General features: G+C 63.5%; 17 protein-coding genes. 6 read left to right on the forward strand and 11 right to left on the reverse strand.

Annotation, left to right across the window (positions count from 1 at the left end; genetic code table 11):
- Positions 1–2 precede the first annotated feature (2 nt).
- The 3 genes from ACFC25_RS13170 to ACFC25_RS13180 form a co-directional block, all read right to left on the reverse strand.
- Positions 3–437, reverse strand: coding sequence for a MarR family winged helix-turn-helix transcriptional regulator (locus ACFC25_RS13170; protein WP_376045759.1), 435 nt, complete (start codon positions 435–437; stop codon positions 3–5).
- A gap of 123 nt (positions 438–560) precedes the next feature.
- Positions 561–1,769: an amidohydrolase gene (locus ACFC25_RS13175; RefSeq protein WP_337346676.1), complete on the reverse strand. Its 1,209-nt coding sequence runs from the start codon at positions 1,767–1,769 to the stop codon at positions 561–563.
- 89 nt (positions 1,770–1,858) lie between these two features.
- The gene (locus ACFC25_RS13180; RefSeq protein ID WP_376045762.1) at positions 1,859–2,992 is read right to left on the reverse strand and encodes a mannose-1-phosphate guanylyltransferase; all 1,134 of its coding nucleotides are present in this window, start codon (positions 2,990–2,992) and stop codon (positions 1,859–1,861) included.
- A gap of 257 nt (positions 2,993–3,249) precedes the next feature.
- Between ACFC25_RS13180 and sdhC the strand changes: the two genes are divergently transcribed.
- The 5 genes from sdhC (at position 3,250) to ACFC25_RS13205 (ending at position 7,655) form a co-directional block, all read left to right on the forward strand.
- The gene (gene sdhC / locus ACFC25_RS13185; protein WP_082576094.1) at positions 3,250–3,630 is read left to right on the forward strand and encodes a succinate dehydrogenase, cytochrome b556 subunit; all 381 of its coding nucleotides are present in this window, start codon (positions 3,250–3,252) and stop codon (positions 3,628–3,630) included.
- Between the two features lie 3 nt (positions 3,631–3,633).
- Positions 3,634–4,104 carry a succinate dehydrogenase hydrophobic membrane anchor subunit gene (locus ACFC25_RS13190; protein WP_337346678.1) on the forward strand — a complete coding sequence of 157 codons (471 nt, stop codon included), beginning with the start codon at positions 3,634–3,636 and terminating at the stop codon, positions 4,102–4,104.
- A gap of 101 nt (positions 4,105–4,205) precedes the next feature.
- Complete coding sequence (sdhA, locus tag ACFC25_RS13195) at positions 4,206–6,005, forward strand: succinate dehydrogenase flavoprotein subunit (RefSeq protein WP_337346679.1); 1,800 nt, start codon at positions 4,206–4,208, stop codon at positions 6,003–6,005.
- 1 nt (position 6,006) lies between these two features.
- On the forward strand, positions 6,007–6,789 hold the full coding sequence (locus ACFC25_RS13200; RefSeq protein WP_376045766.1) for a succinate dehydrogenase iron-sulfur subunit: 783 nt from the start codon (positions 6,007–6,009) through the stop codon (positions 6,787–6,789).
- 95 nt (positions 6,790–6,884) lie between these two features.
- Positions 6,885–7,655, forward strand: coding sequence for an alpha/beta hydrolase (locus ACFC25_RS13205; protein WP_337346680.1), 771 nt, complete (start codon positions 6,885–6,887; stop codon positions 7,653–7,655).
- Here ACFC25_RS13205 and ACFC25_RS13210 read toward each other — a convergent pair.
- From ACFC25_RS13210 to ACFC25_RS13245, 8 genes are all read right to left on the reverse strand, one after another.
- On the reverse strand, positions 7,612–8,667 hold the full coding sequence (locus ACFC25_RS13210; protein WP_376045769.1) for a YihY/virulence factor BrkB family protein: 1,056 nt from the start codon (positions 8,665–8,667) through the stop codon (positions 7,612–7,614). The two genes, ACFC25_RS13205 and ACFC25_RS13210, sit on opposite strands and share 44 nt — an antisense overlap.
- Positions 8,668–8,704: 37 nt before the next feature.
- The gene (locus ACFC25_RS13215) at positions 8,705–9,310 is read right to left on the reverse strand and encodes a 2'-5' RNA ligase family protein (RefSeq protein WP_376045772.1); all 606 of its coding nucleotides are present in this window, start codon (positions 9,308–9,310) and stop codon (positions 8,705–8,707) included.
- 4 nt (positions 9,311–9,314) lie between these two features.
- A complete protein-coding gene (gene trpS, locus ACFC25_RS13220) occupies positions 9,315–10,427 on the reverse strand; it encodes a tryptophan--tRNA ligase (protein WP_376045774.1) in 1,113 nt (370 codons plus the stop codon).
- A 17-nt stretch (positions 10,428–10,444) separates the two neighbouring features.
- The gene (locus ACFC25_RS13225) at positions 10,445–11,278 is read right to left on the reverse strand and encodes an exodeoxyribonuclease III (RefSeq protein WP_376045777.1); all 834 of its coding nucleotides are present in this window, start codon (positions 11,276–11,278) and stop codon (positions 10,445–10,447) included.
- Positions 11,279–11,288: 10 nt separating this feature from the next.
- Positions 11,289–11,852: a hypothetical protein gene (locus tag ACFC25_RS13230; RefSeq protein WP_337346685.1), complete on the reverse strand. Its 564-nt coding sequence runs from the start codon at positions 11,850–11,852 to the stop codon at positions 11,289–11,291.
- A gap of 132 nt (positions 11,853–11,984) precedes the next feature.
- Positions 11,985–12,818 carry an ABC transporter permease gene (locus ACFC25_RS13235; protein ID WP_376045781.1) on the reverse strand — a complete coding sequence of 278 codons (834 nt, stop codon included), beginning with the start codon at positions 12,816–12,818 and terminating at the stop codon, positions 11,985–11,987.
- Positions 12,815–13,639, reverse strand: a complete 825-nt coding sequence (locus tag ACFC25_RS13240; protein WP_376045790.1) for an ABC transporter permease — start codon at positions 13,637–13,639, stop codon at positions 12,815–12,817. Before ACFC25_RS13240 ends, ACFC25_RS13235 begins: the two co-directional genes overlap by 4 nt.
- A gap of 19 nt (positions 13,640–13,658) precedes the next feature.
- Positions 13,659–14,588 carry an ABC transporter ATP-binding protein gene (locus tag ACFC25_RS13245; protein ID WP_376045793.1) on the reverse strand — a complete coding sequence of 310 codons (930 nt, stop codon included), beginning with the start codon at positions 14,586–14,588 and terminating at the stop codon, positions 13,659–13,661.
- A gap of 225 nt (positions 14,589–14,813) precedes the next feature.
- On the opposite strand from ACFC25_RS13245, the gene ACFC25_RS13250 reads away from it, so the two are divergent.
- On the forward strand, positions 14,814–15,254 hold the full coding sequence (locus ACFC25_RS13250) for a CHRD domain-containing protein (protein ID WP_376045783.1): 441 nt from the start codon (positions 14,814–14,816) through the stop codon (positions 15,252–15,254).
- Positions 15,255–15,302: the final 48 nt, after the last annotated feature.

The raw sequence follows: 15,302 nt of genomic DNA on the forward strand, positions 1-15,302 counted from the left end.
GGTCAGTGCGAGCGGTGGAGTGCTTCCGTGAGCCTGCCGAGAGTGGCGCGGAGCTGTTCGAGTTCCTGGTCCGAAAGTCCGGCAGCATCGGCAAGATGCTGGGGAATCCCGCTGGCCTTGCTGCTGAGCGCCCGCCCGGCTGTGGTCAGGTGGATGGCTACGCGGCGTTCGTCTTCGCCGGACCGGCGCCGCTCCACGAAGCCCAGCGCTTCCAGGCGCTTGAGCAGCGGCGACAGTGTGCCCGAGTCGAGTCCCAGCTCCTCCCCCAATTCCTTGACTCCCTTCGGATCGGACTCCCACAGGACCAGCATCACCAGATACTGCGGGTAGGTCAGGCCGAGGTCTTCAAGGATGGGCCGGTACACGGCGGTTGCCGCACGGGAGGCGGCGTAGAGGGCAAAGCACACCTGGCGGTCGAGGCGGGGAGCTTCAGTCATGACCTAAACGATAGTGCACAATTCAATTGTGCACAACTTACTGGATTGGAAAAGGCGCGAACTCGCAGGTAATGCGCCCAAATTGTGGAATTAAGGGCGTTAGCTGCCAGTTCGCGCCAGGAGTCAGACGGCCCGGAGGTCGCGGATGGTCCTCAGGGCGGCGGCGGTCAGGACCTGGATGCCGAAGCCGAGGGCCCGCTCGTCCAGGATGTAGTCGCCGCGGTGGAGATCGTACTCTTCGCCGCCGGGAGTCTTAGTGCCAAGCCGCATCATGGCGCCGGGCAGTTCTGCCAGGAACCAGGCGAAGTCCTCCCCGCCCATGGACTGCGGGGTCAGCACTACCGCGCCTTCGCCGATTTCAGCGCGAGCAGCAGCTTCGATGAGGGCGGTTTCGTGCTCGGAGTTAACTACTGGCGGGACTCCCCTGGTGTGCTCCAGCCGCACGTCCACGCCATACGGCGCGGCCACCTGGTGGACCACCTCATCCAGGAGTTCCCCGGCGCTGTGCCAAGCGTCCCGGTCCAGGCAGCGCATGGTGCCGGCCATGTATCCGCTGCCCGGAATGGCGTTGGGAGCGGACCCGGCGGAGATCTGCCCCCAGACCACGGACACCCCGCTGCGGACATCCACGCGGCGGGACAACACGGCCGGAACGTTCACGGCTATCTGCGACAGGGCAAACACGAGGTCTTCGGTCAGGTGCGGGCGGGAGGTGTGGCCACCCCGGCCTGACAGCTCAATCCGAATGGTGTCCGACGCCGAGGTGATGGCGCCGATGCGCGTTCCGATCTTGCCGACGTCGATACGCGGGTCACAGTGCAGCGCAAGGATCCGCGGGACGCCGTCCAGGACGCCTTGCTCGATGCACGAATGCGCACCGCCGGGCATGGTCTCTTCTGCGGGCTGGAAGATAATACGGACAGTGCCACCCAGCGGCGCTTCCTGGTGCATCCGGTCAAGCACCAAGGCGATGCCCAGCATGGTGGTGGTGTGGACATCATGGCCGCAGGCATGGGTCACGCCGTGGTTCTTGGACGCGAACGGCAGGCCTGTCTCTTCGATGATGGGGAGGGCATCGATATCACCGCGCAGGGCAGTGGCAATGGGGCCCTCACCGACGTCCACCGTCAGCCCGGTTCCGTCAAGCCGCTTGGGTTGCAGGCCGGCAGCCTCAAGCCGTTCCACGAGCCTGTCAGTGGTTCGGAATTCCTTGAACGACAGCTCAGGGTGCGCGTGAAGGTCCCGGCGGAAATCGATCAGTTCCGGAAGGAGCGGCTCCAGCCATGGCCCCACCAACGCGGTGGGCTCAGCTTCAGTAGTGTAATTGCGCACAGATTTACTCTAGCGAGCGTCCACGGAATAGCGGCATCACAGGCGGCGCGTTACGGATTACTCGTCCCGGAGCGACTCGGACCATTGAACTACAGGACGTCGGTGTCGCCGCTTGCCTTCAGCGCATCAACAGCACCCTTGACCCGCTGGGCGTGCTGCTTGGTGGTCACCAGAAGGGCGTCCCCGGTGTCAACGATGACAACGTCCTTGATGCCGATAAGGGCAATGACGCGCTTCGTGTCAGAGACCACCACGCCGCTGGCGTTCTCGGTGAAGACGCGGGCTCCCTCGCCAATAACCGTGACGTCATCCACCTCACGGGCGCTGTTGAGCCTGCCCACCGATGCGAAGTCTCCGACGTCGTCCCAGCCGAAAGTGCCGGGGACCACTGCGACGTCGCCTGCAGCGGCAGCAGGTTCGGCCACCGCGTAGTCAATGGCGATCTTGGGCAGTGTGGGCCAGACCCGTGCAGTGACTGCATCCCGTTCGGGAGTGTCCCACGACTGGGCAATCTCCTGCAGGCCCTTGAAGAGTTCCGGTTGGTTGGCTTCAAGGTGCTTAAGCATCAGGGCAACGGGAGCCACGAACATACCCGCATTCCAGACATACTCGCCGCTGTCCACATACTGCTGGGCAACGTCCTCGTCCGGCTTCTCCACGAACTCCACCACCGCCTGGGCACTGGGGGCTCCTTCGATATGGAGTTCCTGCCCGGCCCGGATGTAGCCGAAACCGGTGGACGGGTGGGTCGGCTTAATGCCGATCGTCACGATCTTTCCCGCGGCTGCCGTATGGATGGCCTCCCGGACGGCTTCCTGGAAAAGGTGGTCCGGGCTGATCACCTGGTCTGCGGCAAAGGAACCCATGATGGTATCCGGGTCCCGTTCGTGCAGGATGGCAGCGGCGAGGCCGATGGCTGCGCCGGAATCCTTCGGCTCGCTTTCGAGCACGAGGTCGGCGTCCTGGACCTCGGGCAACTGGCGGCAGACGGCCGCACGGTGTGCCGTGCCCGTGACCACGAGGACCCGCCGGCCCGCCAAGGGCTCTAGTCGGTCGTACGTGGCACGAAGCAAAGTGCTGCCAGACCCCGTGAGGTCGTGGAGGAACTTGGGAGCTGCTGCGCGTGACAGGGGCCATAGACGGGTCCCCACTCCGCCTGCCGGAATCACCGCAATAAAGCGGTCAAGGGGTGAAGCCGGGCTTGTCACTTTGTTTGTACTCATCACCGCTTACTTTAGCGGACCCGCCCGCGGAGGCCTCCCCAAAGGGCAGCTGGCACGCCCCGAACCGCCCGATTATGTGGCGTTCGTCTCAAAACAGGCGCAAAACCGCGGCAGCAGGAGTCACCAAGGAGTTCCTAAATTGAATAAGCTATGAGCGAAGCCTAGATTTAGGCCTGAGCTACGAGTGCTCTCGCAGCAGGCGTTCCCCCCGCGTGGATCTCATGCCAGCGCCGCTGTGTTGCAGGGAGGTTTAATCAGTGCCGACAAAACCAGCTGGCACCTTGTACCGCGGCCGTGAAGGCATGTGGTCCTGGGTAGGACACCGTATTACCGGTGTTGTGATCTTTTTCTTCTTGTTGGTCCATGTGCTGGACACCTCATTGGTGCGTGTGTCCCCCGAGGCCTACACGGCTGTGATCGGTGCCTACAAGAATCCCCTGATGGCCCTGGGTGAAACGGGCCTTGTCGCCGCGATTGTCTTCCACGCCTTTAACGGCCTGCGGATCATCGCCGTCGATTTCTGGAAGAAGGGCGCGAAGTACCAGCGCCAGATGCTGTGGACGGTCCTGGCCCTTTGGGTAGTCGTTATGGTCGGCTTCTCCATCCGCCACCTTTCCCTCGCCCTCGGAGGTCACTAAGCCATGACTGCAACTCAGATCCAGAGTCCGCGCAGCGGCAAGATCGCCCCGCAGTACCGCCGCAGCGGCGCATCGAGGGGGAACTTCGAGATGGCCGCTTGGCTGTTCATGCGGCTCTCAGGCGTGGTCCTGGTTGTCCTGATTTTCGGGCACCTCTTTGTGAACCTGCTCGTGGGCGAAGGCATCCACGCCATCGACTTCGGTTTCGTGGCCGGCAAATGGGCCGATCCGTTCTGGCAGTTCTGGGACCTGGCCATGCTGTGGCTCGCCATGCTGCACGGCACCAACGGCGTCCGCACCATTATTAACGACTACGCCGAGAAGGACTCCAGCCGCTTCTGGCTCAAGGCAGTGCTCTATGCTGCCACCGCCGTCATCATCATCCTCGGCACCCTGGTGATCTTCACCTTCAACCCGTGCCCGTTGGACGTCAACGGCGTGCCGCTGCCGGGTGGTTTCTGCCCCGCTGCGTAGCGACCATCTGGAGCCCGCGATTAACCGCGGGCCGCGTTTTGCGGAGCAGGCAACGCCTGCCCGTTGTTTTACACAGAATTTTGAGAGAAAGAGCGTCTGGTATGCAGGTCCATAAGTACGACGTCGTCATCGTCGGTGCCGGTGGCGCTGGCATGCGCGCCGCGATCGAATCCGGTCAGCGCGCCCGCACAGCAGTACTGACCAAGCTCTACCCCACCCGCTCGCACACCGGTGCGGCGCAGGGTGGCATGTGCGCGGCACTTGCCAACGTCGAGGAAGACAACTGGGAGTGGCACACCTTCGACACCATTAAGGGCGGCGACTACCTGGTTGACCAGGACGCCGCCGAAGTCATGGCGAAGGAAGCCATCGACGCCGTGCTGGACCTTGAGAAAATGGGCCTGCCGTTCAACCGCACGCCTGAAGGCCGCATCGACCAGCGCCGCTTTGGCGGCCACACCCGCGACCACGGCAAGGCACCGGTCCGCCGCGCCTGCTACGCTGCAGACCGCACGGGCCACATGATCCTGCAGACTCTCTACCAAAACTGCGTCAAGCACAATGTGGAGTTCTACAACGAGTACTACGTCCTGGACCTCCTGACGGTCGAAGAGGACGCGGTCCGCGAGGACGGCACGCCGTACAAGCAGAAGCGTGTTGCCGGCGTCGTATCCTATGACCTCGCCTCCGGTGAACTGCACGTATTCCAGGCCAAGTCCGTGGTGTTCGCCTCCGGCGGTGCTGGCAAGGTCTTCAAGACCACCTCCAACGCCCACACCCTGACCGGCGACGGCATGGGCATCGCGTTCCGCCGCGGCATCCCCCTGGAGGACATGGAGTTCTTCCAGTTCCACCCGACAGGCCTCGCCGGCCTGGGCATCCTGCTTTCCGAGGCAGCCCGCGGTGAAGGTGCCATCCTTCGTAACTCCGAGGGTGAGCGCTTCATGGAGCGCTACGCCCCCACCATCAAGGACCTCGCACCCCGTGACATCGTGGCCCGCTCCATGGCCAACGAAGTCCGTGAAGGCCGCGGCTGTGGTCCGAACAAGGACTACGTCCTCCTGGACCTGACCCACCTGGAGCCTGCGCACATCGATGCCAAACTCCCGGACATCACTGAATTTGCACGGACCTATCTGGGCGTGGAGCCTTACACGGAGCCTGTCCCGGTGTTCCCGACGGCCCACTACGCCATGGGCGGCATTCCCACGAACATCACCACCGAGGTCCTGCAGGACAATGACACCGTGGTGCCGGGCCTGTACGCCGCCGGTGAAGTGGCATGCGTTTCCGTCCACGGCTCCAACCGCCTCGGCACCAACTCCCTCCTGGACATCAACGTGTTCGGCAAGCGCGCCGGCATTGCGGCGGCTGAATACGCCAAGACGGCCGACTTCGTGGACCTCCCGGAGGACCCCGAGGCTTACACCATCGAACTGCTGGACATTGCCCGCAACGGCAACGGCGACGAGAAGGTGGCCGTGATCCGCAAGGAACTCCAGGACACCATGGACGCCAACATGCAGGTGTTCCGTACGGCCGACACGCTGAACCAGGTCCTTCGGGACATCGAGTCCTTCGAGGCCCGCTACAAGAACATCAGCGTCCAGGACAAGGGCAAGCGCTTCAACCTGGACCTCCTGGAAGCCGTTGAACTCGGCTTCCTGCTGGAGTTGGCCAAGGTCATGACCGTGGCAGCCCTGCATCGTGAGGAATCCCGCGGTGGACACTTCCGCGAGGATTTCCCGGACCGTGACGACGAAAAATTCATGAAGCACTCCATGGCGTACAAGGACGACCACGCCCCGGCCGACGGCTCTGCAGAAGCAATTGCCGGCATCCGCCTGGCCACCAAACCGGTTGTCTTTACCCGCTACGAGCCGATGGTGAGGAAGTACTAAGATGTCCGCCGAACTTGCTGAGCCAGCCTCAAAGGTCGAACTGCCCGCCCACATCGGAGGCGGCGGCGAGATCCCCACATTCGATGTCACGCTCCGCGTGCGCCGTTACAACCCGGAGGTGTCCGAGGACGCTACATGGGACGACTTCAAGGTGACCATGTACGGCACCGACCGCGTGCTGGATGCCCTGCACAAGGTCAAGTGGGAGATCGACGGCAGCGTTTCGTTCCGCCGCTCCTGCGCCCACGGCGTCTGCGGCTCCGATGCCATGCGCATCAACGGCCGCAACCGCCTCGCCTGCAAGACACTCCTGAAGGACCTGGACACGTCCAAGCCCATCACGGTTGAGCCGATCAAGGGCCTGCCGGTGGAGAAGGACCTGATCGTGGACATGGAGCCGTTCTTCCAGTCGTTCCGTGAAGTCATGCCCTTCCTCATCAACAAGGGCCACGAGCCCACCAAGGAACGGCTGCAGTCCGCCGAGGACCGTGAGCGTTTCGACGACACCACCAAGTGCATCCTCTGCGCTGCGTGCACGTCCTCGTGCCCCGTGTTCTGGACGGACGGGCAGTACTTCGGCCCGGCCGCCATCGTGAACGCCCACCGCTTCATCTTCGATTCACGTGATGATGCCGGCGACATGCGCCTGGAGATCCTGAACGACAAGGAAGGCGTGTGGCGTTGCCGCACCACCTTCAACTGCTCCGAAGCGTGCCCCCGCGGCATCCAGGTGACCCAGGCCATCGCCGAGGTCAAGCAGGCAATCCTCTCCCGCAAGATCTAGTTCACGTCTTACCGAACGACGGCGTCATGCACTGAAAGTGTTAATGGCGCCGTCGTCTGTTTTAACACACGACGGCCATAACGAAAGGGCACGCCATGTCCCGCTCCGAAAAAGTCAGCTTCGCAGGTTCCACCGGGGAACTCCTGTCGGGCATCATCGACGTCCCGGAGGGTCCAGTGCGCGGCTGGGGCGTGTTCTCCCACGGCTTCACGCTGGGCAAGGATAGCCCGTCCGCTTCACGGATGTGCAAGGCCCTGGCTGACACAGGCATCGGCATGCTCCGCTTCGACAACCTGGGCCTGGGCGAATCCGCCGGCCACTGGTCGGAGGGTTCCTTCAGTCATAAGGTAGCCGACACCGTCAAGGCTGCCGAATTCATGCGGGAAGAGGGCAAGGCCATCTCGCTGCTGGTAGGCCACTCCTTCGGCGGGGCCGCCGTACTGTCTGCCGCCCGCCAGATACCAGAGCTCGACGCCGTTGCAACAGTAGGCGCCCCCTTCTCACCCAAGCACGTGGCGCACGTCTTCGACGCTGCCCTAGACAAGATCCTCAGCGAGGGCAGTGCCGAAGTGGACCTCGGTGGGAAGCGCGTGGAGATCCGCAAGCACTTTGTGGAGGACCTGGAAAACGCCGACCTCACGGACTGCATCCGCCAGTTGCACAAGCCGCTGATGGTGCTCCACTCCCCCACGGACAACACGGTGGGCATCGAGAATGCCAGCTCCATTTTCCAAACCGCCCGCCACCCCCGGAACTTCGTCTCCCTCGAGGGCAGCGACCACCTGCTCACCGGCAAGGGTCAGGCAGCGCGGGCGGCGAGGATTATTTCTGCCTGGGCCGACCAGTACCTGGACGCCGGGAAGTAGCGCCCGGCCTCTCCTTGGCACGCCCCACCACGGGGACCTTGCCGGGTTGCACGTGGCGCGAGCCCCACCCGGCTTTCTCGTGCTCCGAGGGAACACTCCGCAGGTCCACGTCGCGGATGGCGGACCAGCTGGCGCATACAAGGTAGACCTGACTGACCAGGTTGAACCAGATCAGCAGGCCGATAATGATGGCAAACGGCGCCAGGATGGGATTGCGGCCAGCACCTGCAAGCAGTTCGGTGCTGAATACCTGCAGCGCGGCCGTCCCGACTCCGGCCAGGATAGTGCCCTCCAGTAGTGCCCGCCTGGACAGCAAGAGTCCTCCGGCAAGGCGGAACATGATCACCGCGGTAACCCAGTTCAGTGTCAGCGGAACGCCGATCTTGATCACCGTAGTGAGCGGCCCCGCCACGGTGTCTTCCAACTGCAGGAAATCCGTGACCCAACCTGCCGCGGTCCCAAACACAAGCGAAGCTCCGGCGCTGATGACCAAGGCGACACCCAAGAGGAGGAGGGTCCCGGCGTCGCGCAGTTTGAGGACAATGGGGTTGACCTTCAGGGGCGGGAGCTGCAATACGCCGCGGAGTCCGTCCCGCAGGGCCGCGATCCAGCCCAGCGACGTCACCACCGTGACCACTGCCGCAATCACCGCGGTCCAGCCAAGGCCGTCGGGGTTCAACAGGTCCCGGGGATCCACAAGGCCTTCCCCGCCGTCCACTTTAAGCAGTCCCGGAGCACTCTGGGCCACGCTGGCGATAATCGTGTCCAGGAGGGCCGGCTGGCCCCGCAGCACCAGCCCGGCGATGGAAAAGCCAGTGGCCAACAGGCCGGTGATGGAGAAGAACATCCGGAAGCCGATGCCGGCGCTCATCAGCGGGCCGTGCTGGAGGTTGTAGTGCTGCCAGGCGCGCATTGGCCGGAAAGCGTTAAGCCGCGCCAGGAGCCACTGGAACATAGCCACAGCACTGGCCACCGGGCCGCCGTCGGACCTCTTGGCTTTGCCCCATTCCATCCGTTTCTGGATGACGGCAAGCTTCAGGCGCGAGCGTTCAGTGGGAAGAGGCGGGTCCCCCGGAGTTGGCGGCTGCGTCCGCGGCCCAGGCCCCGGCGTCGTTGTCAGTTTCGGTCCCAAAGTCCAGCTCTTCCCGTAGCTGCCAGATGCCGTCAGCATCGTGCTCGTAAAGTCCCATGCTAACCACAGGGAACGTCGCCCTATAGTCCTTCAGGACCGTTTCAGCTTCGTCGAGGCTTTCGGGAGCGACGTCATGGGCGATCGTCACGTGGGGATGGTACGAGAACGGCAGGTCACGCTGGAGCGGCCCGGTCTGGAGTTTCTCGTGCAGCTCCACGCAGGACTCGAATCCGTCCTCCACGTTGATGTACACCACCGGGGACACAGGCCGGAAAGTGCCGGTGCCCGCTATGGTCACCATGAACGGTTCCTGCTTCCGCGCCACCTCGCGGACGTGCTCCCGCGTAGCCTCCCAGTCCTGGGTGGGCGTGGTGGTGATCAGTGTGATGTGGGCAGGGATCACCGCCGCCATGGGATCACCGAACGAAGCGCGCCACCGTTGAAGTTCTTTCGCGATGGCAGGGGGGAATCCCAGAATGACGCCTACGCTCATTCCTTCACTGACATTGCTTGAGACCGACATCGGGTTAGCGGACTCCCGGTGCGCCGCCATAGGGAAGGAATCCCACCTTGGCATAGACGTCGCTGAGAGTGGCGGATGCGATCTCCCGGGCCTTGTCCGCGCCATGGGCCAGGAGCCGGTCCAGCTCGGCAGGGTCCGACAGGAGCTCGTTGGCGCGGTCCCGGATGGGGGTCAGGTGGCCCACGACCGCTTCCGCCAGGTCCACTTTGAGGTGTCCGTACATCTTTCCCTGGTAGCTCTCCACCAGCTGCTCCACGCTCTGGCCGGTCACCCCGGAGAAGATGGTGAGCAGGTTGGAAACGCCAGGCTTGGTTTCGCGGTCGAAGCGGATTTCCGTTTCCGTGTCCGTGACCGCGGATTTGATGCGCTTGGCCGTGATCTTGGGCTCGTCGAGGAGGTTGATCAGGCCAGCCGGCGATTCGGCAGATTTGGACATCTTCGCCGTGGGGTTCTGCAGGTCGTAGATTTTCGCGGACTCCTTCTGGATGAAGGGCTGCGGCACCGTGAACGTTTCCCCGAAGCGCGAGTTGAAGCGTGTGGCGAGGTCACGGCTCAGCTCCACATGCTGGCGCTGGTCCTCCCCTACCGGGACGCCCTCCGGCTGGTACAGGAGGATGTCGGCGGCCTGCAGGATGGGGTAGGTAAACAGGCCAACACTGGCGAAATCAGTGCCCTGTTTCTGCGCCTTGTCCTTGAACTGGGTCATCCGGGACGCTTCACCGAAGCCGGTAATGCAATTCAGGACCCACGCGAGCTGTGCGTGTTCGGGCACCTGTGACTGGACGAACAGGGTGCACTTGTGGACGTCCACGCCGCCGGCGATGTATTGGGCCGCAGTGATCCGTGTACGCCGTGCCAGCTCGGCGGGATCCTGGGGGACGGTGATCGCGTGCAGGTCCGGGATGAAGAAGACGGCGTCGTATTCGTCCTGCATCCGGACCCAGTTAACGAGGGCGCCGAGATAATTGCCGAGGTGCAGCGAATCTGCCGACGGCTGCATGCCGGACAGGATGCGGTGCCGCACACCGGTGGCGGGCAGGTCAGCTTGCGCGTGGGCGGTCACGGAGTCAGGTGCCGGCGACGCGGCGGGGCCGGTGACTGTTGAAGAGGTGGTCATTCGTTGTGGCCTTAAATCTAGAGCCGGTAGTCCACTACCAGCGGTGCATGGTCAGAGAAACGGGTGTCCCATGACGGCGCCCGGTCAACGACTGCGGAGAACGCGGCTGCAGCCAGTTCCGGGGTGGCCAGGTGGTAGTCGATCCGCCAGCCAGTGTCATTGTCAAAGGCCTGACCCCGCTGCGACCACCACGTGTAAGGGCCGTCCACACTGCCGGCCAGGCCCCGGTGGACATCCTTCCAGCCGATGTCCTCGCCGAAGAACCGGTCAAAGTACGCGCGTTCCTCAGGCAGGAAGCCGGCCTTCTTCAGGTTGCCCTTCCAGTTACGGATGTCCAGTTCCGTATGGCCCACGTTCAGGTCACCCACCACCAGGGCGTGGTCGCTGTGCTTGGTCAGTTCCGGCAGGCGCGTGCTCATGGCATCCAGGAAACGGTACTTGTCCGCCTGCTTGGGGGTTCCGGCTTCACCGGAGTGCACGTAGGCGCTGGCAACGGTCAGCTGCACCGGTTCCCCGGCAGTATCGGTCAGCCTGAAATCTGTTTCCACCCACCGGCCGGCGGTGGCGAAGTAGTCGTCCCCGATGCCGTTGCGGGTCTCCAGCGGCTCTTCGCGGGAGGCGATTGCGACGCCGGCCCGGCCCTTGGCTTCGGCTTCAGCGTGCAGGATGTGCCAGCCATCGCCGAGGAGCTCCCGAACGATCGCGTCAGGGGCCCGGACTTCCTGGAGGCAAAGGATGTCCACCTCGCGGGGCTCCAGCCACGCCGCCATGCCATTCCTGAAGGCAGCGCGGAGGCCGTTAACGTTGACTGATGCGATGCGAAGGTGGTCCTTCTTCAATGCCGAGCTCACCCGCTCCACTCTAGTCGATGACCGTTCCGGTGACCGGGTCCTCCGTGCCGCCCGAGGATCGGATCATGTCCCGGGCATTTGTGGCGGTGATTTCGATGGTCTCCAGCGCGCGGCGGATGGTGTCCTGGTCGGCGGCCTCACCCTTGGCGCGCTCCTGCTCCACCACCCGGACCTGAACCTGGACGATCTTGAAGGAGTGGTCAAGCTTGAGGTCGCGGACTTCGTCCGCTTCGGAGCGCTCGTAGACCACGCGGGTGCCGCCATGGTCCGCAGAGGACGACGACGGCGCGCGGCCAGCTGCAGTGTTAAAGGCATTCTGGGCTTCCGTCAGCTTGGCGCCGGCCTTCTTGGCGGCTTTCTGGATGCTGAAGACCACAAAGGCTGCCAATGCGAGCCAGAAGGCGGCGATAATGGCCACAACCCAACCCACGACGTCGTTCTGGTTGGCTGCGAAGATGACCGCGACCACAAAGGCGACGACAAAAATCATCATTCCCGGCCCACTGATCCGGAGCATGGAGAAGCCGCCCTTGGCTGGTTTGGACGCAGAGTGAGGGTTACCCAGAGATCGCATTCCTACATTGTCTCAAACGCTGCGGCGGGCTACGGTACCTTCCACCCCCGGCGAACACCACCCCAACTAGGTAGCAGCAGATGTCGTTTTGAGCGCTCATAACGACATCTGCTGCTACTTAGTTGGGAAGGCCTACTTCAGGAACAGCTTGCGGAGGCGGACCGTAGTGAGCAGCATCCCCAGCGCCGTCATCGCTACGTAATAGCCGATATGGATGGCGGTGGCCGGAGTGAAGGTTCCGACGCTGATCTGGCGCAGCAGTTCCACCCCATGCCAAAGGGGCATGGCCTGGATGAGCCACTGGATGTACTGGGGGTAGACGCTGAGCGGGTAGAACGTAGCGCTGAACAGGAACATCGGCAGCATGATGAAGTTGATCCAGTCCATCTGCTGAAAGGTCTTCAGGAAACTGGTGATGCCCATCCCCATGCTGGCGAATCCGAAGGCGATCAGCACTGAGGCCGGAATCACCAGGATGGCCCAGGGAGTGGTGATCAGTCCCATCAGGCCCATCACGGCCGTGAACCCGGTGGCATACAACAGGCCGCGCAACAAGGCCAGGAAGATCTCGCCCAAGGCAACGTCCAAGGGCCCCAATGACGTGTAAAGCATGCCTTGGTAGAGCTTGGCGAAGTTCATCTTGAAAAAGACGTTCCAGGTGGAGTCGTACACGGCGCCGTTCATGGCGGAGACGGCCAGCAGTGCCGGTGCGATATAGGCAGCGTAGCTGATCTCGGTTCCATCGGGTCCCTGCACTGAACCCACAATGGCACCCAGCCCGACACCCATGGAGATCAGGAACAGCACCGGCTCAAAGAACCCGGACAGCATGACCAGCCAGTTGGTGCTCTTAGTGGCCATCAGCCCGCGCGAAATGACGGCTTTGGCGTTGCGTGAATACAGCGGTCCGAAGGTCCTGTTTCGGGCCGCCTCCGCCACGCTGTGGCCGCCGGTGACGATGCTCATTGCCCCAGCCTTTGGACGAACTGGCGTCTGGTAAGGAACCAGCCCACCGCTGCGAGTACCACCAGCACCACGATATGGACCATGGTGAGAACCGGCGGTTCCTCGTACCCGTAGCTGAAGACCCTGCCCAGTTCGGTGCCGTGCCAGATAGGTGAGATCCAGCCAATCCACCGGACGGCCCACGGCAGCGTATCAAGCGGGAAGAACGTTCCGGAGAAGAGGAACAGCGGCATGACGATGAACCGCATCACCAAGGCGAACTGCCCTTTGTCCTCCTTGATGGATGCCGAATACGCCATGAGCGGCAGGCCAAAGGACAGCCCGGCCAGAGTCGCTACGACGATTCCCGCCCAGCCCCAGCCGGAGGGCGAGGCACCGAACAATGCCACGGCTGCGAAGTAGATGGCGGACTGCAGCAGCAGCCTCAGGGTAACGGCGATGATCTGACCGGCGGCGATCTGCTCCGGTGTCAACGGGGAGGCGTGCGGGCCGTAATAAATCCGGCGCCATTTGAACCCGTCCATCACGGGGAAGGTGAACTCGTTGGCAGCGGTCATGACGGCGGCGGACACCAGCAGCGCCGGGGCTATGAACGCCAGGTAGCTGACTCCGCCGAAGGCGGCTGCGTCGTCGGCGTCCACCAGGGTGGCAAGCCCCACACCCATCGCAAAAAGGTAGGCCACCGGCTGCCCCACGCTGTACATCAGGATGGACCAGCCGTAGCCCTTCATGACCCGGAGGACCTGCTCCGCATAGTAGAAGGCACCCCACCTGCGTGCCCGGGCGGCGGATACCTCGGGCGGATGGGCACGTGGGGCCATGGCGGTCAGGGCAGCATCGTCAGTCAACGAGGCTCCTGCCGGTCAGGCGCAGGAAGACGTCCTCCAGCGAAGACCGCCGCACCAGGGATGCCAGCGGCCGCAGTCCACGGGAAGAAACCTGCTCAAGGGCAGCCTCGCCGTCGTTCGCGTAAATGAGCACCCGGTCCGGAAGCGCTTCGAGGCGTTCGCCGATCCCCTGCAGTTCCCCGCCAATAGTGCCATTGCGCTCCGACCCAAACCGCAGCTCCAGCACCTCGCGGGTGGAGTGCTCCCGGATCAGCTGCGCCGGCGATCCTTCGGCCATGATCCTGCCCTTGTCCACCACGATGAGCCGGTCGCACAGTTGCTCCGCTTCATCCATATAGTGCGTGGTGAGGATCAGGGTCACGCCCTGCTCTTTGAGCCGGAACAGCCGGTCCCACAGGATGTGCCGCGCCTGCGGATCGAGGCCGGTGGTGGGCTCATCCAACAGGAGGATGCGCGGTTCGTTGATGAGGGAGCGGGCGATGGTGAGGCGCCGCTTCATCCCGCCGGACAGGGCATCGACCTTCGATTTTGCCTTGTCGGTGAGCTGGGCGAACTCCAGCAATTCGTCGGCCTTCGTCTTGAGGTAGCTCATGGGCAGGCCGAAATAGCGGCCGTAGACCAAGAGGTTGTCCCGGACCCTCAGTTCCTCATCCAAATTGTCCTGCTGAGGCACCACGCCCAAGTGCGCGCGGACCTCCGGCCCGTGGCTGTCCGGGTCCAGTCCCATGATGCTGAGGTCGCCGGAGGTGCGTTGCGTGACCGCGCCGATCATCTTCATGGTGGTGGATTTCCCCGCCCCGTTCGGTCCAAGCAGGCCGAACGACTCCCCGGCCGGAACGCTGAAGGTAACTCCGTCGACGGCGGCCACGTCGGCGTAGGTCTTGCGCAGGTTTTCCGCGGCGATAACTGTCTGCTGCTTCATCGGAGGGCCAGCGGGGGCAGTGGAGGACACGATGGCTTTATTGTGCACCCTCCGCAGACTAGTGGAGCCCCCCGGAATGTGAAAGAGGACTTGCACTTGGTTCCGGAACGGCCGACGGCGGCACCGCCCTCGTGCCCGGCAGTGAGCTATTGCACGCACCGGGACCCCGGCGTAGCGTGATTTCCGCTAGGGGCCGGAACAAAACCATCTATCTGAGGACGCATCATGAAAAGTCACGCGCTGCGGACCGCGGCGGTAGCGGCCGCTATCCTTTCCCTGGCAGGAACCGCCGGCCCTGCCACCGCAAAGGCCGGCGGCTCTCCGGCCATCCCGTTGAACACCGAGCAGGAGGTCACCGGCTCCAACACCGGCGCCAGCGGCTTCTTCACCTACTCCATTGACGGCTCAGAACTCTGCTACACGCTCACCGCGCGCCACCTTTCCGAACCTGCGACCGCCGCGCACATCCACTTGGCACCCCGGAATGTGGCCGGTCCCGTCGTGGTACCGCTGACTGTGGGCAGCGGAACCAGCTGGACCGTCGACACCTGCACCACAGCGGACCCCGCACTCCTGGCAGCCATTGAGGCCAGTCCGCGCAGCTACTACGTCAACGTCCACACACCTACCTTCCCGGGCGGCGAGATCCGCGGGCAACTGAAGTAGGGCTGCGGCTTCCACAACAAAGCCCGACGTCGGCACCTGCGTAAGGTC

This window comes from Pseudarthrobacter sp. NPDC055928, from assembly GCF_042270935.1.
Taxonomy (GTDB): Bacteria; Actinomycetota; Actinomycetes; order Actinomycetales; family Micrococcaceae; genus Arthrobacter.